The following is a 25,487-nucleotide window of genomic DNA, read 5'->3' on the forward strand; positions in this document are numbered from 1 at the left end:
CCGGTGGCCGCGCCATCACCGAGGACCTCGGCATCAAGCTCGAGAACGTCAAGCTCGAGGATCTGGGCCGCGCCAAGAAGGTCACGATCGACAAGGACAACACGACGATCGTCGAGGGTGCCGGTGTGGCCGCCGCCATCGAGGGTCGTGTGAAGCAGATCCGCACGCAGATCGAGGACACCACCTCGGACTACGACCGCGAGAAGCTGCAGGAGCGCCTCGCCAAGCTCGTGGGCGGCGTGGCCGTCATCAAGGTCGGTGCCGCCACCGAGACCGAGATGAAGGAGAAGAAGGCGCGCGTCGAGGACGCGATGCACGCGACCAAGGCGGCTGTCGAAGAGGGCATCGTGCCCGGCGGCGGCGTGGCCCTGATTCGCGCGGGCAAGGCCCTCGAGGGCCTGACGCTCGACACGCACGACCAGCAGGTCGGCGTGAGCATCATCAAGCGCGCCATCGAGGAGCCGATGCGCTGGATCGCGACCAACGCGGGCCAGGAAGGCACGATCATCGTGCAGCGCGTCAAGGAAAACGACACGGTGGAGTTCGGCTACAACGCCGGCGCCGAGAAGTTCGAGGACCTGATCGCGGCCGGCGTCATCGACCCGGTCAAGGTCGTCCGCACGGCGCTCCAGAACGCCGCGTCGATCGCCGGGCTGCTGCTCACCACCGAAGCGATGGTGTGTGACATCCCCGAGGAGAAGAAGGACGCCGCTCCGGCACCTCCGGGCGGAGGGATGTACTAAGCACGTCGGCAACCGGCAACCGGAAGGACAAAGGGCCTCACTGGAGCAATCCAGTGGGGCCCTTTGCGTTGGACTCAGGGGCAGCGCATGGAACCTGGTTTGTGGTGTGCGGTTGCCCGTTCCCGATTGCCGGTTGCCGACATGCGCCGCGGACATTCAGGCGGCGCGCTACCTCAAGCTGAATTCCATCTCCACGGTGATGACCGTGGGAACGGCGACGCCCTGGCGCATGCCGGGACGGAAGCGCCAGAGGCGCATGGCTTTCATCGCCTCCTCGTCGAGGCCGAACGCGCGATCGAGCGAGCGGGCGATCTTGATGTCGCCGGGACGGCCGTCGGGTCCGACGATCACCTCGAGCCACACCTTGCCCTGAATCTTGGCGCGCATGGCTTCGGTGGTGTACTGCGGTTTCACCTGCGAAACCAGTTCCGGTGGCGAGACACCGGAACCGGGTCGATAGGCTCCGCCTCCTGTGCCGCCACCGAAGCCGGCCCCGAGACCGCTGCCGCTGCCGGAGCCGACGCCGGTGCCCTGGCCGGTGCCTGCTCCTCCACCGCTTCCACTGCCCTGCGATGTCCCACCCGGGATGGCCGTCCTGTCGATGACGCCGGCGATCGCGACGTTTCCTGATGCGACGTTCTGCACGGGAATGGTGAGCGGCGGCACGGGAGGCGGCTCGACCGGCTCGGGCGGCTCCACCTTGGGCGGTGTGAGATTCACCTTCGGCGCCACGGGGACCGAGATGCGGTCCTGCCCTGGCAACTCCAGTCGTCGCGGCGGTTCGGTACTCTGGTTCCCACCACCGCCGCCACCGCCACCGGGCCCTGGCTCGGCCACGAACACGAGCGTGTGCTCGGGATCGCGCGGCGGCACGACCTCCGGTGGGGACTCCGCCGGGACGGCACGGATACCCACGTACAGGATGATGGCCCCCAGCACGTGCGCAAGCGCCGACGCGACAGCCGCGCCGCTGGTCCGCTGTCGCTGCATCCCGAACTGGAGATCGACAGTGGGATGCGTCCCGATCGGCAGGATCACCGAGCCGTGGGCGGGCGATTCCTGAGGGGTGGGAGCGGGCGCGTCAGACATATCCGGGCGAGAACGAGAGAACGCGTTCATTCTGGCAGCACTCTTGCGTGAGCCGCAACCGGCTGCGCGATCGCGGGCAGTCCCATCGCGTCATGCGGCTCGGCATTTTGACGTTCGCAGTGGGGTATCCGGCCGATCTCAGCGGGAGAAATACCCCGTTCGTGCGCGCACCTGGTGCCTGGTGCGCGTGACACGCACCTCGATCCGGCGGTACTCGCCCTCCCGCGCCGCGCGCTGCGGCTGATAGCCGAGCAGATACTGATGCCGCAGCTCGGTCGCGATCCGGCGCATCGCCGCGGGGAGATCGCGCAACCGCCTGACGCGCTCGGTGCGTCCGCCTGTCGCGTCGGCCAACGCCTGCAACAGATCCGGGATCTTGCGCTGCAGGACCAGTGGATACGCCAGCACGTCGCTCGCCCGCACGCGCGCCAGGACGTCCTCGGCGCTGAGGCGGCTGTTGCGCTCGAGGCCGTCGGACACCAGCACGAGGGCGCGACGCCCCGGCGCGGGCTCGATCGCGTCGAACGCCGTCACCACCGCGTCGCGCAGCGCCGTCGATCCCCAGGGATCCAGCCCCTGCAACGCCGTGTCGACGGCCAGGCGATTGTTGGTGAGGGCCACGGCCACCTCGACGTCGGACCCAATCGCCACGAGCATGGTCCGGTCCTGGTCGCCGAGTTCCAGGAGGAGCTCGCGTCCACCGCGCTGTGCCGCCGCGAGGCGTCCATCAGCCATGCTCCAGCTCCTGTCGACCGCCAACGCGATCGACACGGGCTGCTCGCCGTCGGCAAACGTGGTGACGGTCTGCGGCACGCCGTCCTCGAGCACGACGAACTCGTCGCGCGCGAGGTCGGTGACAAACCGTCCCTTCGCGTCGGTGACCGTCGCATAGACCTCGACCAGCTCGGTCCGCGTAACGAACTCCTGCGACGCGGCCCCACCGGCATGCGCCGCCACGTGGCCCGGCCGTACCGGGGCGAGCAGCACGAGCAGCCCGCAGACCGACAGGACGAGGCGAAGGTCGAGTGGTAGAATCACGGGCAGTCGCTGTACGACAAGGAGCACCTCATGATCGCGCTGGGCTTCGGACCGATCGGTATCCCCGAACTGATCATCATTCTCTTCATCGTCGTGCTGATCTTCGGCGCGAACCGCCTGCCGGAAATCGGCCGCGGGATCGGCAAGGGGATCCGCAACTTCAAGGACGCCACCAAGGACGGCGTGGCCACCAAGGACGAGTAGTCGTCATCGCGTGTCGATCACGACGCGCGCGTCGCCCTCCCGCCGCGTGACGCGCGTGCGATCGAGCCATTCCAGCAAGGGGATCGCGGCACGCCTCGTCAGGCCATAGCGGTCCTTGAACCATCCGATCTCGACTCGCCCCGTTCCGCCACCGCTCCCGGCGGACGCCCGCAGGTCCTCTACGAGCCCCCTCAGCCTCGTGTGTGACACGTAGAGGTCGCCCACGCGCGCCACATCGCCGCTGCGCGCCAGGCGCGACAACACGGCCGCCAGCGACTTCCTGTCGGGCACTGCCCCCGTCCCCTCGAGATCGGCGACTGTCACACCAGCCAGGGCCGCCGCGTCGATCGACTCGAGGACGCGCACATCGACGGGATCACGCTCCGGTGCCTGCGCCGTCGCGCGCGTGATCCGATCCTCACCCGTGATGATGCCCCCATCGGCGAGGCGTGCGAGTACGAGGTCGGTCACCTCCGCCCGCCATCGTCGTCCGCCGATCCTTCGCAGCGTGGCTCTTGGCACACCGCCACTCAACGGATCTGATGCCATGGCCTCATCGAGACGCGCGAGCACGTCCTGCTGCATGCCGTCGAGGATCTCGACGGCCACCCAGTATGGTCCCGCTGCAGCCAGCACGCCCTCGTCGGTCAACCGCTGCGCCACGCGGCTCAGGACGGCGGGAGCCACGCCGCACCGGGCGGGCAGATCGACGCGCACGCAGCCGAGCGGTCCCGCGGCGCGCGCACGCGCCAGCAGCAGCGCGGCAACGTCGGTGACGGCCAGATCCGCGGGCGGCACGCCACGCGCCGGCGGTGCGGGATCGAGCACCACGGCGCCGCCCACCGTGGTCACCGGCGAGTACGACCGCAACACCAGGCGGTCGCCGCGACGCGCCGGAAGCGGCGTTTCCAGCCGCAACACCGCCGCTCCACGCGCACCAGCGGTCAGCACGCGCGCCGATCCGTCAGCATTCACTGACGGAAGAACGAGCCGTCCGACCACGACCGTCGTGCCCAGGTGCACATGCAGCCGCGTGCCATGCCGCAAAGCCGTGGGCAGGGTCGGCCCCCCGACCCCGACCGCGCCTCGCAACACCGTCACGTCGACAGCGAGGCGACGCGTGGGGAGCGCGACACCGTCGGCCAGCAACATGTGGCCGCGATCGATCTCGGTGCGTCCGAGCGTCGCGACGTTGAGCGCGGTGCGTTGTCCGGCATCCGCGCATGGTGCCGGGACTCCGTGTACCTGGACGCCGCGCACGCGGACGCGCTGACCGCCCGGCCACGCCGTGAGCTCGGACTCCGGCGCGATACGCCCAGACCAGAGCGTGCCCGTGACGACGGTGCCGAAGCCCTTCACGGAGAAGACACGATCGATCGGCAGACGTGTCGGAGTTGCCGCGTCTCGCTCTCGACGCGTGCGTGCGCACTCGAGCAAAGCGGCACGCAGGTCGTCCAGGCCCCCGCCCGTCGTCGCCGACACGCGCACGATCGGCGCGTCGCCCAGCGGCGACCCCTCCACCAGGGCTCGCGCGTCGAGCTCCGCCACGGCCTGCATGGTCTCGTCGGCCAGATCGCAGCGCGTGAGCGCGATTACGCCGGCGGGCACGTCAAGCAGGCGACAGATGTCGAAGTGTTCGCGCGTCTGCGGCATCACCGATTCGTCCGCCGCCACCACCAGCAGCACCGCATCGATCCCGCCCACACCCGCCAGCATCGTCCGCACGAACCGCTCGTGACCAGGCACGTCCACGAACGACAACGTCACGTCGCCAACGGTGGTGTGCGCGAACCCGAGCTCGATGCTGATCCCGCGCGCACGCTCCTCAGGCAACCGGTCGGGATGCGTCCCCGTCAGCGCCTGGACGAGCGTGCTCTTCCCGTGATCGATGTGCCCCGCTGTCGCGATCGTGAGGTGCACCGCTATCGTCTTCCCTTCACGGCCTTCGTGATCGCGCGCTCGCGCTTGCCGGGCCTGCCCTTGGCAGGGCGACCCTTGCCCGGACGACTCTCGTGCTTCGGCGATGCCTTGCTCGTGCGGGGACCGCGGTGGCGCTCGGATTCGCGGATGCGATCGAGGACCTCGACGACGCCGAGATCGACCTGGCGGCGGTCCTGATCCACGCGCACCACCTGCACGCGAATCGGGTCGCCGAGCCTGAAGACGCGATGCGTGTTCTCGCCGCGCAGCTGGTGCGCGCGTTCGAGGTAGCGGTAGTAGTCGTCGGCCAGGCTGGAGATGTGGACCAGACCTTCCACGTAGTGCTCCACGAGCTGCACGAACAGGCCGAATGGCGCCACGCCGGTGATGAAGCCGTCGTACTCCTCGCCGACCTTGTCGGCCATGAAGCGGACCTTCTTCCACGCGACGAGCTCGTTGGCCGCCTCGTCGGCCCGGCGCTCCATCTCCGACGTGTGACGCGCGACTTCCGGCAGTTCCTCGACTCGCTCGTCGTAGAGCGCTTCGGTCAGCACTCCGTGACGGAACTCGCGCAGCGTGCGATGCACGATGAGGTCGGGATACCGGCGGATCGGCGACGTGAAGTGCGCGTACGCGTCGGCTGCCAGACCGAAGTGGCCGAGGCATCCCGTGTCGTAGCGCGCCTTCTGCATCGTGCGCAGCATCAGCGTGGCGATCGGCCGCTCCTCCGGCTTGCCGCGCAGCTTCTCCACCAGCTTCTGGAAGTGCCGCGGCTTGATGGCCGACGCCGACGCGGCGAGCGTGTACCCGAGCGTCGCGATGAACTCCTCGAACTGCTCCACCTTCAGCGAATCCGGCGCCTCGTGGATGCGGTACAGCGTGGGCACGTCGTGCGCGTCGAGGAACGCGGCCACCGTTTCGTTGGCCACGAGCATGAACTCCTCGATCAGCCGGTGCGCCACGTTGCGCTCGGCCACGAGGATGTTCTCCACCTGGCCGTCCTCGTCCAGCACGATCTTCGCTTCCGGGAGATCGAAGTCGATCGATCCGCGGCCGTGGCGGCGCCGGTTCAGGATGTCGAACAACTCGCGCATGCGCTCGAAGTGCGGGACGAGCTCGCTGTATCGCTGTCGCCGCTCCGCGTCGCCGGCCAGAATCGCGTGGACGTCCGTGTACGTCATGCGCGCGCGGCTGACGATGACCCCGTCGTGGAGCGTGGCGTCGACCACGCGCCCGCGTCCGTCGATCTCCATCACGCAGGACTGCACGAGGCGATCCACGTGCGGACGCAGCGAGCACAGACCCGTGGCCAGCGCCTCGGGGAACATGTGGACCGCGCGTTCGGGGAAGTACACGGACGTACCGCGATCGGCGGCTTCGCGATCCAGCGCGCTCCCCTCCCGCACGTAGTGCGCCACGTCGGCGATGTGCACCTTCAGCAGGTAGTGCCCGCTCTCCAGCCGCTCCACCGATACCGCATCGTCGAAATCGCGCGCGGTCTCGCCGTCGATGGTCACCGCGACGTCGCCGCGGAAATCAGTACGGCCGGCGATGTCGGCTGGATCGACGTCCTCGCCCATGCGCGACGCCTCGGCGAGGCTCTCGTCCGAGTGGCGATCGGGAATGCCGTGCTTACGGATGATGATCTGCGTGTCGACGCCTGGTGCGTTGATGTCTCCCAGCACCTCGAGCACGCGGCCGAGCGCGCCGCGCCCGTGGACGGGCCAGCGCACGATCTCGATCACCACCATCTGTCCCGCCGTGGCGCCGAGATCGTCGCCGGCCGGGATCTGCACGTCCATCAACAGCCGCTTGTCGAACGGCGTGACGTACTGGAGGCCGTGATCTTCCCTGTCGAACCGGCCGACGGTGGTGGCCGCGCTCCGCCCGAGGATACGGACGATGCGGCCCTCGGCGCGCCCGTCGCGCGCGTGGCGCTCGACGCGCACGACGACGCGATCGCCGTGCATGGCGTCGTGCAGGTTGTGACCGGCAACGTAGATGTCGCCCGTCACCTCGTCGATGGGCTGATCCAGCTTCACGAAGCCGAAGCCGTTCGGATTGACCACCAGCCGGCCGGCGGCAAGATCCATCAGCTCCGGCACGCCGAAGTGGCGTCCGCGTGTTTCAATCAGCGCACCACGGGCCACGAGCGTCTTCAGGGCCTTGCGGATCGCGGGGGCCTCCGACCGGGGCAGGCCCAGCAACCGCATCAGCTCGTTGACGGTGGCGGGATGGGTCACGCGCGTGCGGATGCGCTGCAGCAGATCGTCTGGCGTCATGGTGTCGTCGATTTTCCCAACCGGAGTGTCCCGGCCTCAGTCTACAGGGTCGGTGACCGACGAGGCGCTCGTGGCCCGCGCGCAGGCCGGGGAAGAGGAAGCGTGGGCGGAGCTCGTGCGGCGGCACCACGCGGCCGTGTTCCGGGCCGCGCACGCCGCGCTCGTCTCGCGGGCGGATGCCGACGATGCGGCGCAGGACGCGTGGATCGCCGCATGGCATGCACTCGACGGCTTCCGCGGGCAGGCGTCGTTCCGCACGTGGGTCCTCACGATCGCCTGGCGGAAGTCGCTGGATCGACGGCGAGGACTCGCGGCGTGGTTACGCATGCGGCGTCTCGATGCGGAGGACGATGACCCGCTGGCCGTGACGCTGGCGGCCACCGAACCCGGCGCCGCCGCGCAGTTGGAGGACAAGGTGGCGCGTGCCCGCATCACGAAGCTGATACGCGCGCTGCCTCGCACGTACCGCGACGCGCTGGTGTTGATGGCCACGGGAGACTTCTCCTACGTCGACGGCGCGGCGCTGTTGAACATACCCGTGGGCACGCTGAAGTGGCGCGTGAGCGAGGCGAGACGCCTGCTGCGCACCAGGATGGACGCCCACTCGCCTGGAGGGCCGCACGATGCTTGACGAGGAACGAATCGACGCGGCGCTCGAAGCGATGGCGAGACCCGAGCCGCGGGCCGACGCCGTCGCCCGCGTCCTCGCCCGCACGGGACCGGGAGTTGCAAGACCGGCGATGGCGCGGGTCCTGTCGCCGGACAGCCCCACCCGTCCTCAGCGCGAACAGCACTTGTACGGGAGACGCGCTTGCGGGCCGGCGGGGCGCCCCGTCCGGCGCCACCCGCGCCCGGACGCGATTCTTCACGCACTCCAGAGCCCCTGGCTCACCGCCCCTGCCGCCCTCTGTCTCGCCGTGGCGACGATGTGGTTCGTGTGGCGGCCTGACACGCCCGTCGCGCCTGCACCAGGCACGCTGGTAGTCGACGCAGTGAATCCGCCTGCGCTCGTCTCACGACAACCGGCGCCCGTGACAGCCGCCGCTCACGATGAACCGCCTGAACCGCGTCGTGTTCACAGTCGCGCGTCGAACACCAGACGTGCGTCGGCGTTCGTGCCCGTACCCGTACTCGTGGCCTACGCCGATGTCGTACCGCCGCGCGCGGATCTGGAGGCCATCGAGGTGCCGCCGATCGCCATCGAAGACATCACACAGACATCCATCGACATCGAGCCGCTGCCAGCCCTCGAACCGATCGCGATCGCCGCAATCCCACTGGCGCCCCTCGACGCCATCGACAACCAGGAGAACCCATGACGTTCATCGCCCTCGCTCTTGCCGCCGCCACGCTGGCAGCCGCCCAGCCGGCTGCACCGCCGTCCACACAGACCACCTCGACCAGACCTGCGACCGTGACGGCCACGACGTCGCCGGACACGGAGTCCGCGCAGGCACCTGCCGACAACCGGCCATCCGTAACCCGCACACTGCCGTCACAGAACGTCAAGGTGGACGTCACGATCACCGAACAGGCGGCCAAGGACTCACCTGTCAAGAAGACGGTCACGCTCATCGTGGCCTCCGGCCGAACGAGCAGCGTCCGCACCACAACCAACGTGCCGCTCGTCAACGGACGTGATCGCGATCTTCCGTTCAATATCGACGCGACTGTCTTCGTCACGCAGGAAGGGCGCGTGTACCTCGAGCTCCGATTCCTCTACACGAGCGTACGAGGGATGCTGCCGATGGCCAGCGAGGGGCTGTCGGACCTCGAGCCAACCGACGACAAGTTCGCGAAGACAGCTCGCCCGTCGCACTCGACCGTCCAGGACTCGCTCACATTGCTGCTCACACCGGGCGTCCCCGTCGTTGCCGCGCGCTCGGCCGACGCCGCCAGCGATCGCACGGTGACGGTGGAGGTCAAGGCGGAGATTCTGAAGTGAGCAGGGGAATGACGAATGCCGAATGACAAATGCAGAAAATGCTGAATGACGGACGGTGTCGCGATACGCCCGGCACTTCCGACATTCGCCATTCTGCACTCGTCATTCTGCATTCGTCATTGAATGATCTACCCTGCCCGTATGACTCGCGGACGCTTGTGGGGGTACTTCGCCGGCACGACCGTGGTGGCGGCGCTGTTCGGATTCCTGTTCGGCTGGTATCAGGCGTACCCGGCGCAGCACAGTCGCGACCGCGCGCTGCTGCGCCTGCGCCTGTCCGAGACGCGCGCCCGGACGCTCGACGCGCGCATGGCGCTCATGAGCGCCAACTACGGCAACGCGCGTGCGCACGTGGAGGAAGGAATTCGACTCCTCGACGCGTTCAGGACGACGGGCCAGCGCGACCTGCCACCCACCGAGGCGGCCAAGGTCGACCAGGCGCAGCAACTGTTGCGCGACGCACTGGCGCTCGTACCTGGTGCGCCGGCTACCACCGAGACGGCTGTCGCAAGACCTGAAGGCGAGGCCGAGTCGAAGACGCAGCAGGCGGCCAACCTGCTCGGCGAGGTGTATCGCGCCACCCCCGAACCGTAGGGAATGCCGCGAGGACATGCCGCGATGGGGCGCGGCCGGCGTTGCATCGTCAGTAGAGCAGCGCCACCTGGACGTCGCAGACGTTGGTGTCCGTCGGCCCCGTGCGCGTGAGCGTCCCGAGGCGGCGATGGCACTCGTAGGCGTCGTTGTTGCGCAGATAGGCCTCCACGTTGACGCCCTGCGCCGCCGCCAGCGCTGCGGTGCCGTTGTCGGCCCACGCGCCAGCGGCGTCGGTGGGGCCGTCGATGCCGTCGGTGCCGACGCTGGCGAAGAGCACGGGCTTCTCCGCGCGTGCCAGTGCATCGATCGCACCGGCGACCAACTCCTGATTGCGTCCGCCGCGTCCCGTACCCGAAACGGTGACCGTCGTTTCACCGCTGCTGATCACGCAGACGGGACCGCGCCTGTCGCCAACCACTGCAAGAACCGCCGCGACGTGTGCGGCGCCTGCCTCGCGCGCTTCCCCGAGCACAGGCGACGGCAGCACGATGGCGTCGTATCCGCGTCGCCGCGCCTCTTCTGCGGCGCCTGCCATCGCCATGCGACGCGATCCGATGAGCCGATACTCGCTGCGCCGGATCGCCGCGTCTCCCGGCTTGGGCGTCTCCGGGACGTCCCCCTCCGCGCCGCGCTTCAGCCACGCGCGGACTGACGCCGGGACCGCCGCCTGATCGGCCATCCCCGTCACGATGCGCCATGCGTCGGCGAACGCGCTCGGGTCGGCAACGGTCGGCCCCGATCCGATCACGCTCGGGTCGTCTTCGATCGGCGCGACGACGTCCGAGATCGCCAGCGTCACGGTCCGGCCGCCGCACGCGGCGGCAAGCCGTCCCCCCTTGATGCCCGACAGGTGCTTGCGCACGCAGTTCAGTTCGTCGATCGCGCGCCCGTCGTGCATGAGCGCCCGCGTGATCTGCTGCTTCTCTGCCAGTGTCACGCCATCGACCGGACGGCACAGCAACGACGACGCCCCGCCGGACAGCAGCACGACGAGGTGGTCGCCTTCGCGCACCGCTCGTGCAGCGTCCAGCGCGGCGTTCGCGGCCGCCACGCTCTCCGGTGTCGGTGTCGGATGCCCTCCCGTGTACCACTCCACCTCGTCGGGCACGCGACGGCCGTCGTGCGTGCCCACGCCGATGGTCCGCCGCGGAAGTTCGGGCACGAGCGCGAACCAGCGTTCGAGCATGGCCGCAGACGCCTTGCCCGCCGCGATGAGCGTGTAGGGGCGGCCGGCCACGACGGGCGCGGGGCCGTCGACGAGCGCACGGCGTACGAGTGTGGAGGCGGAGACGGCGGCGAGCGCCGCGGCGGTGATGCCGGCGAGATCGTCGCGCGCACGCGACGGGAGTGTCAGTGGCAGCGCCGTCCGTCCATCCATGCCTGCCGTGAGGCAACGTGGCTGAAGTGATCGAGGATACCGCCCACCACCTGCTCGGCCTGACCCTCCCGGCAGAGGATCTCGATGCGATCCATCACGCGGCCGAGTGCCAGCTCGACGCACGCGACCGTCGCGCCCGAATAACACTCGCGCTGGAGAAGGAGTTGTTGGTGGCAGCGCTGGAGCTCTTCACGATAGAACTCCGCGAGGACCGACACGCGAAGGTGGGTGTCGACGGTGGTACGTGTGTGTCGGAGCAACACATCCCACTCTAGTCACGCGCGCGGCCGGGTGTCAACGACCGATCTCGCGGGCGCCGACCCACCCGGCCAGCGCGCCCGCCAGCACTGTGGCCGCGCCAAGCGTAAGCAGGTGCTGCCATGTCAGGAACGGCGCGTACGGCAGATCCAGCGCGCGGGCCCACGCGGCGGCCGGTCCCTGCCAGACGACCCACAGCGCCACGCGCAGCAGGACCACGGCCACGACCGTGCCGGCCAGCGCCTGCAGGATGCCTTCGGCCACGAACGGCCCCGAGATGGCGCGCGGCGGCGCGCCGAGCAGGCCGAGGACGTCGATTTCGTCACGTCGCGCGTAGTAGCCGAGTCGCAGGACCGCGGCAACCGCCGCGAACGCGGCCAGTGCCAGCAGCAACGCGAGCGCCGTGACCACGCGCCTGACGGTGGTGACCGTCAGCAGCACGCGCCGCAGCACATCCCTGTCGTACGCCACCTCGTCCACGCCCGGCAACGCGCGCAGTCGCTCCACGAGCGCGTCCACCTGCGCCTCGGTGGCGGACGCGGCAAGACGCGCTTCCACCACCGCACCGAATGGCCGCTCCGGCAGTGCCGTGATCACGCCTGCCAGGTCCGGGAAGTCCTCGGTGACGCGCGTGGTCGCCTGATCGGCGTCGAGCACCTCCACCGCCGCGACCGCTGCATCGTCGCGCGTGGCCTGCGCCGCCGCGTCGCGATCGGCCGTCGACGCGTCGCGCGCGAGATAGACCGACAGTTCGGCCGCTTCGGTCATCCGCGTGGTGAGATCGCGCAGCGCCGTCGACGCCGACAGCGCCGCCGCCAGCACGAACACCGCCGCGGCCAGCAGCATCGTCGACAGGCTCGCGACGCGCCAGCGCCGTCGCAGCGACGTCCACGCCTCGTCGAGGCAGTACCGCAGGAAGCCGACGGCATGCGTGTCCTCGTGGCGGCGGCTGCTCACGACGCCCTCCGATCGGCCACCACATGTCCGCGCTGGAGTTGGACGACCCGCCTGTTGACGTAGCGGATCAGTTCCTCGTCGTGCGTCGCCATCAGGACCGTCGTGCCCGCGGCGTTGATGCCCCTGAAGATGTCCATCACCTCGATGGACAACGCGCGATCGAGGTTGCCCGTCGGTTCGTCGGCCAGCAGGAGCGCGGGTTCGTTCATCAGCGCGCGCGCGATCGCCACGCGCTGCTGTTCACCGCCTGACAACTGCATCGGGAACGCTTCCATCCGGTGCTGGAGGCCCACCTGCTGCAGGAGCAGCGACGCACGACGCCACTGCTGCGACCGTGGTACGCCCATCACGCGCGCCACCGTGGCGACGTTCTCGAACACCGTGCGGGCCGGCAGCAGCTTGAAGTCCTGGAAGACGAATCCCACCGTGCGCCGGTACGCCTGCCGCGCGTCGCGTCCGAGCGCAGCGAGGTCCGTGCCGTTGACGCGGACCTCACCGGACGAGGCGACGTCCTCACGAAGGAGGAGGCGGAGCAGCGTGGACTTGCCGGCGCCGCTGGGGCCGGCCAGACACACGAACTCTCCCTTGTCGATGGTGAGCGACACGTCGCGGAGGGCATCGAACCCCTGCCCGAACGATCGCGTGACGGCAGATAGCGTGATCACGTGCGTGGTACTCCAGGACGCGTCTCGACGAGCTCGACGCGCACGCGTCCGAATCCGGCAGCCACGTCGATGCGCAACGGCACTCGACGGTCGTCGGCACTCAACCAGAGATCGATCTGCGGCGGTGCCCGACGCGGGACGCGCTGCACCAGCGCCGGCTGCATCCGCAGCGCCGGCACCGGCTGTCCCCGCCACCGGATCGTCTCGGCTTTCAGCGGCCCGGACTCCAGCGTCAGGTTGCGGCCCATGTCGTTCACGGGGATGGCCACGTCCATCCCGGGCACCAGCGGCAGCGTACGCATGAGCAGGAACGCCGCGATCGGATCGCGATGGTCGCCCGGCGCCCTGAAGCCAGGTCCCGCCTCCACGCTGGCGGCATCGGGAGGCACCACGCGCACCACCCCGCCCGCTCCGTCGTGGAACACCGCCTGATCCACGTGCCGCCGGCCCTCTCGGATTTCCCGCAGGTGGACGATCGGGAGGAACGCCTCGTCAGTGAACGTGCGGAACACGTCGCGCGCCTCGAAGAACTTCGCTACCCACGGCGCCGTGGCCAACGACACGCGCGCCTCGTACCTGATGCGGACGCGGTTCTTCTGGTCCAGCCATCGCGGCAGTGTCGGATCGTCTCCCGACGCGGCGAGCACGGCGATCTCGATGGTGCCCGCCGACACCTGCGTGCCGGCGCCATCCCAGAACACGTCGTACCGGTTGGACTCCCCCACGGCGAACCCCGGTGTTCCCGGCTGCGGCGCGCTGACCATGGCTGGCGCGCCGACGGCCGCCAGCAGTGTCGCCTCGTCGGCCAGTTCGTAGATCACGTCGATGCGTCCCTCATCACCCGCCACGCTGCCGCGTCGAACCAGCGGCCACTGCGCATCGAGGCCATCGTCTGCCGTGACCACGAACCTGACGTCGAGATCGTGCAGCGTCCAGATCGCGTCGGCCGACGGGAATGTGCCGAGCGCGCCTGCGACGGCGCCCGCAAACGACGGGCGCTGACCGCTGTACCCGTTCACGATCGGCCGACCGTGCACGAGCGTGCCCAGCATCAGCGGCGTGGCGGCGCGATCCTCGGGCTGCGGCAGGAACGCCACGGCACCGGGTCCCTCGGCATCGCGTAACCACACGTTGACGGGCGTGTCGAACGCGGGAGCGGCAACGTACGGCACGCGCCACGCGAGCGCCTCCACCAGCACCACCGCCGACAACGCGAGCACGACGATGCGCCCGGCGCGGGGTCGCTCCCGTCGCCAGTGCGTCACCGCGCACGCGGCGAGGGCCGCCACGGCAAACGCGAGGAGCACGCCGAATCGTGCCGGGGCTCGAACGGCCTGGAAGCCGAACACCCACCGATGCGCGAAGGCGTAGACCGTGCGCACGCCGTCAGGGCCGAGCGCCAGCACCACGCCGGTCACGCCCACGGCGAGCCACGTGGCGAGCAGCGGCTGTCGGCGTCGATGCGCGATCCCCGCCACGCCGAGCACCGCGAGCGCGAGCGCCCCCCACCCCGGCAGCAGGCCGTCTTCTTCAGTGCGTCCGATAGGCGCGAACGGGATCGGCCGCCACGGCGGCTCGCTCACGAAGCTCAGGGGCGTGGCCGCGTGGCGGCTCGCTTCGTCCATCGTGCGCACGAAGCCCTCGCGCTGCTGCACCTGCATGTACGGCACCAGGATCGGCGCCACGAGCGCCGTCGACACGATGGTGCCCAGCGCGAATGGACCAAGCAGCCTGCCGAGCGACACGCGGCCTGCCGTGGCCACGAGCGCGAAGCCGCCAATGCCCAGTGCCACGAGCCCGACCACCGCGTAGTACACGGACCCGAGCGCTGTCAGGCCGAACCACAGACCGAGCCACGCACCGTCCTGCCAGCGCCGCTTCGCGACAACGCGATGGAGCGCGCCGAACGCGAGCGGCAGGAAGTAGAGCGCCTGCAACTGCAGATGGACGATGTGCGAGAACCTGTAGGCGCAGAATCCCCAGACGAGGCCGCCCACGAGGGGGCCGATCGCATCGTCGAGCACCTGTCGCAGGTACCACCACATCGCCCATGCGCTGGCGACGAGCGAGGCGACCAACACGACGTTGTAGCAGAGGACCGGATCGCGCCAGATCGCGTACACCGGCGAGACGAGCGCTGCCTGCACGAGCAGGTGATCCGTGAATGCGAGGGTCTGTCGTGCCGGATGGAAGATCGGCGCGTCGAACACCGCACCGTTCACCCACGACGAGGGCGCCGCGAGCAGCTTCTGGAGATCCCACCCGAGCGTGAAGAGATTGAGGAAGGGGTCGCCGGCGCCGAGTGGTGCGCCCAGGAGCGCGCGCGGATGGCGGGCCAGCGGCCATGTGGCCACCACTGCCGCAATAGCGAAGCACGCGAGCGCCACTAGACGCTCGCGCCAACTCGCGCGCCCTGACTCAGGCGTCGAGCTGACGCTGGATGAGGGCATGGACCACTTTCGGATTCGCGGTGCCGCGCGTCAACTTCATCACCTGTCCGACCAGCGCCCCGATCGCCTGTACGCGACCCGCGCGATAGCTCGCCACGGCATCGGGGTTGGCGGCGAGCACCTCCGTCACGTGCGCCAGCAGCGCCGCTTCGTCGCCCACCTGCGTCAGTCCCTCGCGCTCGACGATGGCCGGTGCCGGCTCGCCCGTGCGCCACATCGTCTCGAACACCTGCTTGGCGGCGGGTGTCCCGATGGTGCCGGCATCGACGAGGCGCAGCAGTTCGGCGAGTGCGGCGGGCGTCACAGGTGCGTCGGCGATGGAGGAATCCGCGTCCTTCAGCATGCGCAGCAGATCGCCCATCACCCAGTTGGAAGCGAGCTTGGCCGGCACCTGCGCGGCGACCTGCTCGAAGTACGCCGCCACGTCGACGTCCTGCGTGAGCACCCCGGCATCATAGGCAGGCAGGCCGTACTGCGAGACGAAGCGCGCACGACGTGCGGCCGGGAGTTCGGGCAGCGACGCCCGGATGCGGTCCACCTGCCCCGGCGCGAGCACGAGCAGCGGCAGATCCGGCTCGGGGAAGTAGCGATAGTCGTGCGCTTCCTCCTTGCTGCGCATCGAGAACGTGCGTCCCGTGTCTGGGTCGAACAGGCGCGTCTCCTGCACGACGGTGCCGCCCTCGGACACCAGTGCCGACTGTCGCGCGATCTCGTAGTCGATCGCCTTCTGGAGGTAGCGGAACGAATTGACGTTCTTGACCTCGACTTTCGTGCCCAACGCCTCCTGCCCCACGGGACGCACCGACACGTTGGCGTCGCAGCGCAGGCTGCCCTCCTCGAGGTTGCCGTCGTTGACGTCGATCGCCACGAGCACGTCGCGAATCGCCGTGAAGTACGCCGCAGCCGCGGCGGCGTCACGGAGATCGGGTTCCGAGACGATCTCGATGAGCGGCGTCCCGGCGCGATTCAGGTCGATACCAGTGAGCGACGGGTCACCGGTGCCTTCGTGGAGCGACTTGCCGGCGTCTTCTTCCATGTGGATGCGGGTGATGCCCACATGGACGGCCTGTCCGTCGACGTCGAGCTCCACGTGCCCGCCCGTCGCGATCGGCCTGTCGTACTGCGAGATCTGGTAGCCCTTCGGGAGGTCGGGGTAGAAGTAGTTCTTGCGCGCGAACTCCGAGACCTCGTGCACGGTGCAGCCGAGCGCCACGGCCGCCGCAATCGCCTTGTCCACCGCTGCCGCATTGAGCACGGGCAGCGCGCCGGGCAGCCCGAGGCACACAGGACAGGTATGCGTGTTCGGCGGATCGCCGAACGAGGGCGTGCAGCCGCAGAAGATCTTGGTGTGGGTCTGGAGTTGAGCGTGCACCTCGAGTCCGATCACGGCCTCGAAACGCACGGACGCAGGTGTCGCCGGCACGCAGGGATTGTACGGGAATGCCGAATGCCGCGATGCCGAGAGTGCCGAATTCCGGTTGCCGGTTGCCCGGTGCCGGTTGCCGGGTCAACCGACGCCGATCCCCGGCAGGCGCGTGAAGGCGCGAACGATGTCCGGGTCGAACTGGGTGCCGCTGCCGCGCACGAGTTCGCTGATGGCCTGCTCGTGGTTGAGGGCATCGCGAAACGGCCGTGGCGACCGCATCGCATCGTACGAATCGGCAACGGCCAGCACGCGGCTCGTCATCGGGATCTCGTCGCCCGCGAGCTGTCGCGGATAACCGCCACCCGCGTACTCCTCGAATCGCGACCTGACAATCACCGCCGCGGGCCGCAGCCCGGGCAGCGCGTCGAGGATCGACGCTCCGAGGTCCGGCACGCGACGCCACAACGCGCGTTCCTCGGCCGTCAATTCGCCCGTCTTTCCGAGCAGCCCGTCCGGCAACACCAGGCGACCGAGCTCGTGCAGCAGCGCGGCCTGGGCCAGAACGTCGATCTGCCCATCCGGCACGCGCACCATGGTGGCGAGCGCGACAGCGAGCTGCCGCACGCGGTAACTGTGCTCCCGCCAGACGTCGCTGCGGAACGCCACGAGATCGAGCGCCGCTTCGACCTGCCTCGTCGTGTCGACATGCAGTTGCGACAAGGCGGCGACGAGTCTCCCATGCCGGGCCCCGAGTTCCGTCGCACGCTGCTCACGCAGCAGCCTGTCGGCGCGTCGCAACCGGTGCTGACGCATGCCGTTCTCCAGCGCACGTGACAGGCTGCGCTGATCGAACGGCTTCAGCAGGTAATCCACCACGCCGTGCTGAAGTCCTCGCAGCGCCCAATCCACGTCGTGGACGCCCGTCACGAGCACGACGGCCACGTCGGGGTGGTGCTGCTCGATGTGCTCGACAAACCAGAATCCATCCCGCTGCGGCATCTGCACATCGCAGAGCGCGACGGCCACGGTGTGCGAGTCTGCCACCGCCAGTGCCTCCTCGGCACCGCTCACCGACAGGGGCAGGCAGCCATCGGCTTCCACCCACGCCGTCAGTACCTCCCGCACGTCCTCGTCATCGTCGATCACGAGCACGCGCGCGGCGTGCTCGGGCCGAGGACTGACGGCAATCCCGCTGAAGTCGAACTCGCTCGGCGTGCTCATGCCGCCCCCTGCCCGCGCCGCGCGATCGTGACGCCGAGATCGAGGCGTTCGAGCTTCCGGTACAACGCCCGCCGGCTCACACCCAGCAGCAGCGCCGCCTTCTTCTTGTTGCCGTTGGCGCGCTGCAATGCGCGCATGATGTGCTCGCGCTCGACGGCCGACAGCGGACCGACGTCATCGGCCACGCCGCGCGCCCTGTCGATCGTCGCCAGCACGCTACGCTCGACGGGCAGACTCGCTGCCGCGCGAGGCGCGGGGAGGCTCGCGCGCACGTCGAGCTCGCCGACCAGACGCCCTTCGGCCATGAGGCAGGCCCGCTCGATCACGTTGCGCAGTTCGCGCACGTTGCCAGGCCAGTCGGCTTCACGCAACAGCCGTTCCGCACCGGAGGTCAGTCCCGTCAGTGACTTGGCCAGCCGCGTCGCCGTGGCGCGCATGAAGGCGTTGGCCAGGTACACGATATCGTCGCGGCGATCGCGCAGCGCGGGTACGTGGATGTCGACGACATTGAGTCGATAGAACAGATCGCGCCTGAAGCGGCCGGCGTCGCACTCCACCTCGAGATCGCGATTGGTCGCCGCGATCACCTGCACGTCGACCTTGCGAGGCTCGAGCGATCCGACGCGATGCACCTCGCCGAACTCGATCGCGCGCAGGAGCTTCGCCTGAACGCCGGGCGGCAGCTCACCCACCTCGTCGAGGAACAGCGTGCCGCCATCGGCCAGCTCGAACAGCCCCGGCTTGGCGTCGGTGGCGCCCGTGAACGCCCCGCGCATGTGCCCGAACAGCTCACTCTCGAACAGCGTCTCGACGACGGCCGAGCAGTTGATGACGACGAAGCGTCGCTCGGCGCGGGGGCCGAGCTGGTGCAGGGCGCGCGCGACGAGTTCCTTCCCGGTTCCCGTCTCACCACTCACGAGCGCCGTGCGCACGTGCGGAGCCACGGTGCGCAGTGTGCGGAACAGACGCTGCATCGGGACCGACCGTCCGATCATGCCGTGGAACGACACGCCCGGTGAGCGTTCGGCAGGAAACAGACGTACGCGCCGCCGCAGGGCATCGTCGTAGCGCTCCGTCAGGAGCGCGCACATCTTCTCGGCGTCCAGCGGCTCGCGCAGATAGTCGTGGACGCCCAGCCGGATGGCGGCCACCGCGGATTCGACGGACGCGCGCGAAGTGACGAGCACCGTCGGGAGGTCGGGCGCCTCGTCGCGGACGCTCCTGACGAGCGTGAGGCCTTCCATGTCGGTGACGTCCAGCGAGGCCAGGAGCATGTCTGGCGTTCGCTGGCGGAATGCGGCCAGTCCTTCCCCGCCGCTGTCGCACACATGCACGAGAAACCCCGCACGGGCCGCCGCGTCGAGCACCAGGGTCCGTGTCGGACTCGGGGGATGGATGACAAGCAGGGCGGGCGTGCTCATGACTCCTTCCCCCAATCGACAGTCGTCCCGCGCGCCTTGAACCAAAGCGCACACCCGCGCGCAGACGTGCGCAGGAGACGGACACCGACATTCCGCCATCTCCGGAGCTACCATCACCGCCGATGGCGTTGCGATTCGTGCGGGTTCTGGTGGTGGCGTCGACGGTCGTGGTCGCGGGGACGGGGGGGCTGGGGTGTGCGGCTCGGTCGCGGCCCGTGGCGCGGCAGCCCCCACCCGAGCCGGGGCCGCCGGTGTCGGAGCCTGCACCGACACCCACTCCACCGCCCGTACCACCCGCGCCGGTGCCCCGTGCGCCGCAGCCGGCGGGGATCGTGCTGCGCGTCGAGACCGGGCCCCACGGGAGCGGAGTTGTCGAAGCGGTCGACATCGACACGTACGTGCGCGACGTGGTGGTGGGCGAACTGTCGGTCTCCTCGCGCGACGGGGCGCTCGCGACATCGGCCTACGAGGCGCAGGCCATCGTCGCGCGCACGTATGCCTTGTCGGTGCGCGGGCGGCATGCCGCGGACGGCTTCGACGTCTGCTCCACCACGCATTGCCAGGTGTATGCGCGGGACCAGTGGCGGCGGAGTCGCTGGGCGGCCGAGATCGACGCCGCGGTACGGCGTACGAGCGGCCGCTACCTGGCCGTGGAGTCCGGCAGGCCGATCGAAGCCGTGTTCCACGCGCACTGCGGCGGACACACGAGCGCTGCCGCGGAAGTCTGGCGCGGCGTGGGTGCGGCGTACCTGCAGGGCGTCGACGATCCGTACTGCGTGCGCGAACAGCCGGCGCCCTGGTCCGTCACGCTGGACCTGGAGGACGTGCGCACCGCCCTGAACCGGCAGCCGCGCACGGCCGTGGGCGACAGACTCGACGGCGTCCAGGTCCTGCGGCGCGACGCGGGCGGTCGCGTGGTGGAAGTGGCGGTCTCCGGCTCGCGCGCACCCGTCATGACCGGCGAGGACTTCAGGCGCGCCGTGATGGCGGCGCAGGGTCCGCGCAGCATCAGGAGCACGCGATTCGAGGTGACGCGCACCGGCCACCAGCTCCGGTTCGTCGGTCAGGGGTCGGGCCACGGCGTCGGGCTGTGCCAGATCGGACTCCTGGGCCGCCTGCGCGCCGGCCAATCGGTCGAGGCCGCCCTGCTCGCCTACTACCCCGGCGCCCGCCTTGTCAGCCCCGGCACCTGACCGCCCCCCATCAGAACGTGCTGCCGGACTCTGTCCGGCAGTCAGTGATCTCCACCCGCCGGACAAGGCCGGCGGCTACACCTTTCCGCGGTGGCGCCAGCCAGGGCGGCTCTCGAGATGTAGGGGCGACGGCATGCCTCGCCCCTACGCTCACTCAGAAGATCGTTTGCAGCTCGCTGAATCGCTCGACGCGGCGGGTGCGCGCGTCGTCGGGGGGTGGCAACTCGCCGAGTTCGAGTTCCCACGTGGCCGCGTGGGGGACGAACACGGTGCCGAATCCCGCCGCACGGGCGGGCAGGATGTCGGACTTCGGGCTGTTGCCGATCATCCAGGCCGTCTCCGGACGCGCGCCGAGCCGACGCGCAGCATCGCGATAGGCGTTCTCGTCCTTCTCGCGCACCACGTCCACCTGGTGGAAGTGCTCGCGGAGTCCCGATCGCACCACCTTGTCCCACTGCTCGTCGTGATTGCCCTTGGTGAACAGCACGAGCCGATGACGCCGGCCGAGATATGCGAGCGTGTCGCCGACGTCGGGCAACAGTTCGAGACGCTTGCGACGCAGCGCCGCCACCTCGGCACGCAGGAACGGCCGCAGTTGGTGAAGTGTTCCGTCCACTCCAACGTGATCGCAGAGCACTTCGAGCGACAGCCCGAAATTGAGCGCGCCATAGCCGTGCGCGCGCGTGCGCTGGCGCTCGATGGCCAGCAGTGCCTCACGCGTGCGATCGGGCTGCACCCCGTAGGCCGACAATCGCGTCGCGGTGCGCGCGATCACCGAGTCGAAGTGGACGTTGTTCTCCCAGAGCGTGTCGTCGGCGTCGACAAAGAGCGTCAGGCCCGGCTGCACGCGACCTCCGGCGTGGGATGCGCCGTCACGACGTCATGGCGTAGACGGCGATGTTGGCGGCAAACTTCGTGTTGTCCTCGCGGCGGAAGCGCTTGTTCTTCCAGTCGTAGTCCCATTCGCAGCCGTAATCCTTGTTGCTGTACAACACGCCGAGCCGTCCCTGGTGCTCTATTCCGCGCAGGTAGTCGTGGATCATGTCGTCGCCGAAGCCATTCAGCTCGTGCGACGTCGTGGGTGGCGTGGCGAACGTGAAGAAGCACCGGTAGAGCGGATGCGACGCCGGCAACTTCGGCATCGCCCCGGCCTTGCCGAACGTGGTCGCCATCTCCTGCTCGAAACTGCGCGCGTAGAGCCCGTCGATGTCGTGGTTGCAGTCGTCCGAGAACAGGAGACCGCCCTGCTCGACGTACGTTCGCAGGCCCCGTCGCTCGCGCTCGCTGAACCGCACGAGCAGGTGTCCGGTCATGAACAGGAACGGAAATGCCGGCAGATCCGTCGCGTCGGCCGTGATGACGACCTCGTCCCGATAGACGGGGATGTTCGTGTAGGTGAGCACCGCATCGAGGACGTTGGCGGCGACCTTGGGGTTGTAGTCCCAGTCGCCCGACGAGTAGCGCAACCGCGCGAAGACGAACTCCGAGGCCCGGGGCTGTGCCTGCGCCGCCGTCGAGGCCAGGCACGCCGCTCCGGCCGACGCGACGGCCCCTCGCACGAACCGACGACGACTCACCCGCACACTGGCAATTGTAAATCGCCATGCGGCCGTAGTAGCGTGAAGGGCATCATGCCTCCGGCCGTAAACACGCCCGCCCCCGCCAGGCGTACCCATTCATGGCAGCCGTGACGCCTGCCGATGCGGCCCTTGCGGGCGCGTCCGCCGACGTCGACATCGCCGCGGTGGTCAAGGCGCATCTGCTCGCCGACGAGGGCGCGGCCGCCCGTGACTTGTACGGCGAACTCGTGCGCCGGCACCAGCGGAAGGCCACGCGGATCGCCTTGTACTACCTGCGCGAGTCGGCCGAAGCCGACGAGGCCGTGCAGGACGCCTTCGTGAAGGCGTACACGCACCTGCGCGACTTCGAGTACGGCCGGTCGTTCGAGGTGTGGTTCACGCGCATCCTCGTCAACACGTGCCTGGATCGCGTGAAGGCCCGTGGGCGGCGGGCCCGCTGGATGATTGCCGCCGACGACCTCGGCGATGCGAGCCCGCTCGAGCGCGTCTCGGTGCCGCGGGAATCGACGCCCGAGGCCCTTGCGCTCAGGCGCGAACGCGGGGCCCGGTTGCTGGACGCGATCGAACGCCTGCCGGAGCGGCAGCGAACGGTGGTGTTGATGAGCCAGATCGAAGGCGCATCGACGCGAGAAGTGAGCGAGATGACAGGCTTGCGGGAGACGACGATTCGGGTACACCTGTTCAGGGCGCTGCGACGCTTGCGTCTGCTGCTGGCCGACGATCCGGCCTTTCGCGCCGCACCGCTCGAGGATTGAGACGCCACACGATGTTCATGCTGCACACGCGCTGGTTCGGGCCGTGGGCCCTGCCCCACCTCAGCGACGAGTCGCTCGTCGAACTCCACACCCTGCTCGTCTCCGGCGAGCAGGCCGTGGCGGCGCGCTATCTTCGGCACCTGAAACAGTGCGACGACTGCGCGCGCCGCTTCGACGCGCTGCGCGAGGACGCGGCCGCCTTGCGCCACGACGTGGCGACCAGCGTGGAGGCGCTCATCACGCCGGCACGGCTCGATCGCCAGTTCGACGTCATCATGCGTCGTCTCGAAGGGCACTCGGGACGCCTGCTGGCGTTCCCGCGCGCGGCGCGCCGCACGGCGCCCGTGCAACCGCTCCGCCGGTGGCTCGCGATGGCGGCGGCGGCCGGCCTGCTCGTCGGCATCGGCGCGGGTCGCCTCATGGGCCCGGTCAAGGCCGACCCGGCGGCCCTCTGGCGCGCGCGCACCGACGCCGTACGTCCCGTGCCGTCGACCCTCTCGCAGGAGACCGACGAGCAGATGCTCGTGGAGATCGATGCGGCCATCGCGCGGAGCCGATCCAAGGAGTTCCGTGTGCTCGACCAACTCACTCCTCGAGCCTCGGACATCCGCGCCAGGCCGACGCGGTAGACCGCGGGAGCCGGTCGAGAGGCCAAGACCGTATACTGATGTGTGGTGCCGCCACTCATCTTCCGCAAGGGACTCGACCTCAAGGACGCCGTCAAGGGCGATCTCGCCCGTGATTACCACAGCGACGTCGTCGAGCGGATCCGCGGAAACGACTTCCGGTTCGACGAGGGTCGGCTCACCATCCACCTGGCGCGTGAGTTCGGGTTCTGCTACGGCGTGGACCGCGCCGTGGACTACGCCTACCAGGCGCGCAAGCGGTTCGCCGACCAGCGCGTCTACCTGACGGGCGAAATCATCCACAACCCGCACGTCAACGAGAAGCTGCGCGCGGCGGGCATCAGGTTCCTGAGCGATCCCGGCGAGCCGGAGACGCCGCTCGGCGACGGCGACGTGGTGATCATCCCCGCGTTCGGCGTCACCGTCCACGAACTCGCCCGGCTGCAGGATCTCGGCTGCGCGCTCGTGGACACCACCTGCGGGTCCGTGCTCAACGTCTGGAAGAACGTCACCCGGTACGCGCGTGAAGGCGTCACGGCCGTCATTCACGGCAAGGTGAAGCACGAGGAGACGCAGGCCACGGCCAGCCAGGCGCTCAAGACGGCCGGCGGGCGCTATCTGGTGGTCCTCGACAAGGTCGAGGCCGCCGACGTCTGCCGGTACATCCGCGAGGGCGGTGACAGCCACGCCTTCATGGCGCAGTTCGGCCACGCCGTCTCGGCGGGGTTCGATCCCGAGCGCGACCTGGGGCACATCGGTCTGGCCAACCAGACGACGATGCTGATGACCGAATCGCTGGAGATCGCCGAGATGCTGCGACAGGCGATGGCCGACAGGTACGGGGAGGCCGCGCTGGCCGACAGGTTCCGCCCGTTCGACACGATCTGCAGCGCCACGCAGGAGCGGCAGGACGCCGTGCTGGCGCTCCTCGACAACGAGCCGCTCGACCTGATGCTGGTGGTGGGCGGCTACAACAGCAGCAACACGTGCAATCTGGCGCGCATCTGCGCCGATCGCGTGCCGACGTTCCACATCGCCGACGTCGACCGACTGGAGACCCCGGACCGCATCCGCCATCGTCCCGTACCGCCGTCCGACCAGCCGACGGCCAAGCTGCCCGAGACCGTCTCGCACGACTGGCTCCCGCGGTCGGGAGTGGTGCGCGTGGGGCTCACGGCGGGGGCCTCGACGCCCAACAACATCATCGGCATGGTGGTGGAACGCCTCTCCGCGTTCACCGCCGGCACATCGCGGTAAACAGGCGTCGAGGGGCAACCGTACCCGGAGGACGGGGAAGGTGTGTTCATGAACAAGGTGGTGACAGCAATCGCAGGGGCGTTGATCGTGGCCCTGAGCCTGGCTCCGGTCCACGGCGGCCAGGCGCAGGGTCAGGCTCCACGGCCGTCCAAGTGGTGGCTGGACCCGGTCTGCAGGATGCGGGTCGGGTTGAGCGACGCGCAGACGGCGGACCTCGACAAGGTGTTCCTCTCGGTACGCGACGAGCTGCGCGCCGAGAAGGCGGAACTGGAGAAGCGGGAAGCGGCCCTGTCGCGGCTGCTCGGCGAGTCCAACGAGGACGAAGCCGTGGTGGTGCGCACCATCGATCGCGTGGAGGCGGCGCGCAGCGCGCTGTCCAAGACGCGCACGCTGATGCTCTACCGCATGCACCGGCTCCTGACGCCCGAACAACGCCGCAAGCTCGAGGCGTACGAGCAGTCGCGTGCGGCGGGGACCGCGCCACACCCGTCAACGCAGCAACGGTAGGAGGTTCCGGCCCCCGGCGGGCTGGTCGGCTGGTCCGC

At 69.4% G+C, this 25,487-nt stretch carries 25 protein-coding genes; 12 read left to right on the top strand and 13 right to left on the bottom strand.

Annotated elements, in window-relative coordinates:
- Positions 1-743: chaperonin GroEL (gene groEL / locus IT182_15515; GenBank protein ID MCC6164758.1), on the top strand; the 743-nt coding region annotated here is incomplete at its 5' end.
- 168 nt (positions 744-911) lie between these two features.
- Here groEL and IT182_15520 read toward each other — a convergent pair.
- On the bottom strand, positions 912-1,832 hold the full coding sequence (locus IT182_15520; GenBank protein MCC6164759.1) for an energy transducer TonB: 921 nt from the start codon (positions 1,830-1,832) through the stop codon (positions 912-914).
- 138 nt (positions 1,833-1,970) lie between these two features.
- Positions 1,971-2,870: a VWA domain-containing protein gene (locus IT182_15525; protein MCC6164760.1), complete on the bottom strand. Its 900-nt coding sequence runs from the start codon at positions 2,868-2,870 to the stop codon at positions 1,971-1,973.
- Positions 2,871-2,900: 30 nt separating this feature from the next.
- Between IT182_15525 and tatA the strand changes: the two genes are divergently transcribed.
- Positions 2,901-3,074, top strand: a complete 174-nt coding sequence (gene tatA / locus IT182_15530; GenBank protein MCC6164761.1) for a twin-arginine translocase TatA/TatE family subunit — start codon at positions 2,901-2,903, stop codon at positions 3,072-3,074.
- Positions 3,075-3,077: 3 nt separating this feature from the next.
- Here tatA and selB read toward each other — a convergent pair whose 3' ends face one another.
- Positions 3,078-4,994 (bottom strand): selenocysteine-specific translation elongation factor, encoded by a 1,917-nt coding sequence (gene selB, locus IT182_15535; GenBank protein ID MCC6164762.1) that lies wholly within the window; start codon positions 4,992-4,994, stop codon positions 3,078-3,080.
- Positions 4,995-4,996: 2 nt separating this feature from the next.
- On the bottom strand, positions 4,997-7,276 hold the full coding sequence (rnr, locus tag IT182_15540; protein ID MCC6164763.1) for a ribonuclease R: 2,280 nt from the start codon (positions 7,274-7,276) through the stop codon (positions 4,997-4,999).
- A 52-nt stretch (positions 7,277-7,328) separates the two neighbouring features.
- Between rnr and IT182_15545 the strand changes: the two genes are divergently transcribed.
- The 4 genes from IT182_15545 (at position 7,329) to IT182_15560 (ending at position 9,815) form a co-directional block, all read left to right on the top strand.
- A complete protein-coding gene (locus IT182_15545) occupies positions 7,329-7,907 on the top strand; it encodes an RNA polymerase sigma factor (GenBank protein MCC6164764.1) in 579 nt (192 codons plus the stop codon).
- A 286-nt stretch (positions 7,908-8,193) separates the two neighbouring features.
- On the top strand, positions 8,194-8,595 hold the full coding sequence (locus tag IT182_15550) for a hypothetical protein (protein ID MCC6164765.1): 402 nt from the start codon (positions 8,194-8,196) through the stop codon (positions 8,593-8,595).
- Positions 8,592-9,221, top strand: a complete 630-nt coding sequence (locus IT182_15555) for a hypothetical protein (protein ID MCC6164766.1) — start codon at positions 8,592-8,594, stop codon at positions 9,219-9,221. The genes IT182_15550 and IT182_15555 overlap by 4 nt, the downstream gene beginning before the upstream one ends.
- A gap of 141 nt (positions 9,222-9,362) precedes the next feature.
- Positions 9,363-9,815, top strand: a complete 453-nt coding sequence (locus IT182_15560) for a hypothetical protein (protein ID MCC6164767.1) — start codon at positions 9,363-9,365, stop codon at positions 9,813-9,815.
- Between the two features lie 49 nt (positions 9,816-9,864).
- On the opposite strand, the gene IT182_15565 is transcribed toward IT182_15560, so the two are convergent.
- The gene (locus tag IT182_15565; GenBank protein ID MCC6164768.1) at positions 9,865-11,193 is read right to left on the bottom strand and encodes a DUF4147 domain-containing protein; all 1,329 of its coding nucleotides are present in this window, start codon (positions 11,191-11,193) and stop codon (positions 9,865-9,867) included.
- 17 nt (positions 11,194-11,210) lie between these two features.
- Here IT182_15565 and IT182_15570 point away from each other — a divergent pair, with 17 nt between their 5' ends.
- Positions 11,211-11,468: a hypothetical protein gene (locus IT182_15570; GenBank protein ID MCC6164769.1), complete on the top strand. Its 258-nt coding sequence runs from the start codon at positions 11,211-11,213 to the stop codon at positions 11,466-11,468.
- Between the two features lie 19 nt (positions 11,469-11,487).
- Here the strand turns inward: IT182_15570 and IT182_15575 are convergent, their stop codons facing one another.
- From IT182_15575 to IT182_15600, 6 genes are all read right to left on the bottom strand, one after another.
- Entirely contained in the window at positions 11,488-12,408 is a 921-nt protein-coding gene (locus IT182_15575) for an FtsX-like permease family protein (protein ID MCC6164770.1), read from the bottom strand.
- Positions 12,405-13,073, bottom strand: a complete 669-nt coding sequence (gene ftsE / locus IT182_15580; GenBank protein ID MCC6164771.1) for a cell division ATP-binding protein FtsE — start codon at positions 13,071-13,073, stop codon at positions 12,405-12,407. Before ftsE ends, IT182_15575 begins: the two co-directional genes overlap by 4 nt.
- Positions 13,070-15,427 (bottom strand): DUF3108 domain-containing protein, encoded by a 2,358-nt coding sequence (locus IT182_15585; GenBank protein ID MCC6164772.1) that lies wholly within the window; start codon positions 15,425-15,427, stop codon positions 13,070-13,072. Before IT182_15585 ends, ftsE begins: the two co-directional genes overlap by 4 nt.
- A gap of 64 nt (positions 15,428-15,491) precedes the next feature.
- Complete coding sequence (gatB, locus tag IT182_15590; protein ID MCC6164773.1) at positions 15,492-16,925, bottom strand: Asp-tRNA(Asn)/Glu-tRNA(Gln) amidotransferase subunit GatB; 1,434 nt, start codon at positions 16,923-16,925, stop codon at positions 15,492-15,494.
- Positions 16,926-17,030: 105 nt separating this feature from the next.
- Entirely contained in the window at positions 17,031-18,110 is a 1,080-nt protein-coding gene (locus tag IT182_15595; protein MCC6164774.1) for a response regulator, read from the bottom strand.
- Complete coding sequence (locus IT182_15600; GenBank protein MCC6164775.1) at positions 18,107-19,531, bottom strand: sigma-54-dependent Fis family transcriptional regulator; 1,425 nt, start codon at positions 19,529-19,531, stop codon at positions 18,107-18,109. Before IT182_15600 ends, IT182_15595 begins: the two co-directional genes overlap by 4 nt.
- Before the next feature lie 122 nt (positions 19,532-19,653).
- Between IT182_15600 and IT182_15605 the strand changes: the two genes are divergently transcribed.
- Positions 19,654-20,724, top strand: a complete 1,071-nt coding sequence (locus IT182_15605) for a SpoIID/LytB domain-containing protein (GenBank protein MCC6164776.1) — start codon at positions 19,654-19,656, stop codon at positions 20,722-20,724.
- Positions 20,725-20,878: 154 nt separating this feature from the next.
- Here the strand turns inward: IT182_15605 and IT182_15610 are convergent, their stop codons facing one another.
- Positions 20,879-21,571 carry an HAD family hydrolase gene (locus IT182_15610; GenBank protein MCC6164777.1) on the bottom strand — a complete coding sequence of 231 codons (693 nt, stop codon included), beginning with the start codon at positions 21,569-21,571 and terminating at the stop codon, positions 20,879-20,881.
- Positions 21,572-21,596: 25 nt separating this feature from the next.
- On the bottom strand, positions 21,597-22,400 hold the full coding sequence (locus IT182_15615; protein MCC6164778.1) for a DUF4159 domain-containing protein: 804 nt from the start codon (positions 22,398-22,400) through the stop codon (positions 21,597-21,599).
- Positions 22,401-22,411: 11 nt separating this feature from the next.
- Between IT182_15615 and IT182_15620 the strand changes: the two genes are divergently transcribed.
- The 4 genes from IT182_15620 to IT182_15635 are packed head-to-tail and all read left to right on the top strand — an operon-like array spanning position 22,412 to position 25,449.
- Positions 22,412-23,059: a sigma-70 family RNA polymerase sigma factor gene (locus IT182_15620; GenBank protein ID MCC6164779.1), complete on the top strand. Its 648-nt coding sequence runs from the start codon at positions 22,412-22,414 to the stop codon at positions 23,057-23,059.
- A gap of 11 nt (positions 23,060-23,070) precedes the next feature.
- Positions 23,071-23,688: a hypothetical protein gene (locus tag IT182_15625; protein MCC6164780.1), complete on the top strand. Its 618-nt coding sequence runs from the start codon at positions 23,071-23,073 to the stop codon at positions 23,686-23,688.
- 42 nt (positions 23,689-23,730) lie between these two features.
- Positions 23,731-24,942, top strand: a complete 1,212-nt coding sequence (locus IT182_15630) for a 4-hydroxy-3-methylbut-2-enyl diphosphate reductase (protein ID MCC6164781.1) — start codon at positions 23,731-23,733, stop codon at positions 24,940-24,942.
- 48 nt (positions 24,943-24,990) lie between these two features.
- Positions 24,991-25,449 carry a periplasmic heavy metal sensor gene (locus IT182_15635; protein ID MCC6164782.1) on the top strand — a complete coding sequence of 153 codons (459 nt, stop codon included), beginning with the start codon at positions 24,991-24,993 and terminating at the stop codon, positions 25,447-25,449.
- The last annotated feature ends 38 nt before the right edge of the window (positions 25,450-25,487 follow it).

This window comes from Acidobacteriota bacterium (assembly GCA_020845575.1).
Lineage (GTDB): Bacteria > Acidobacteriota > Vicinamibacteria > Vicinamibacterales > Vicinamibacteraceae > Luteitalea.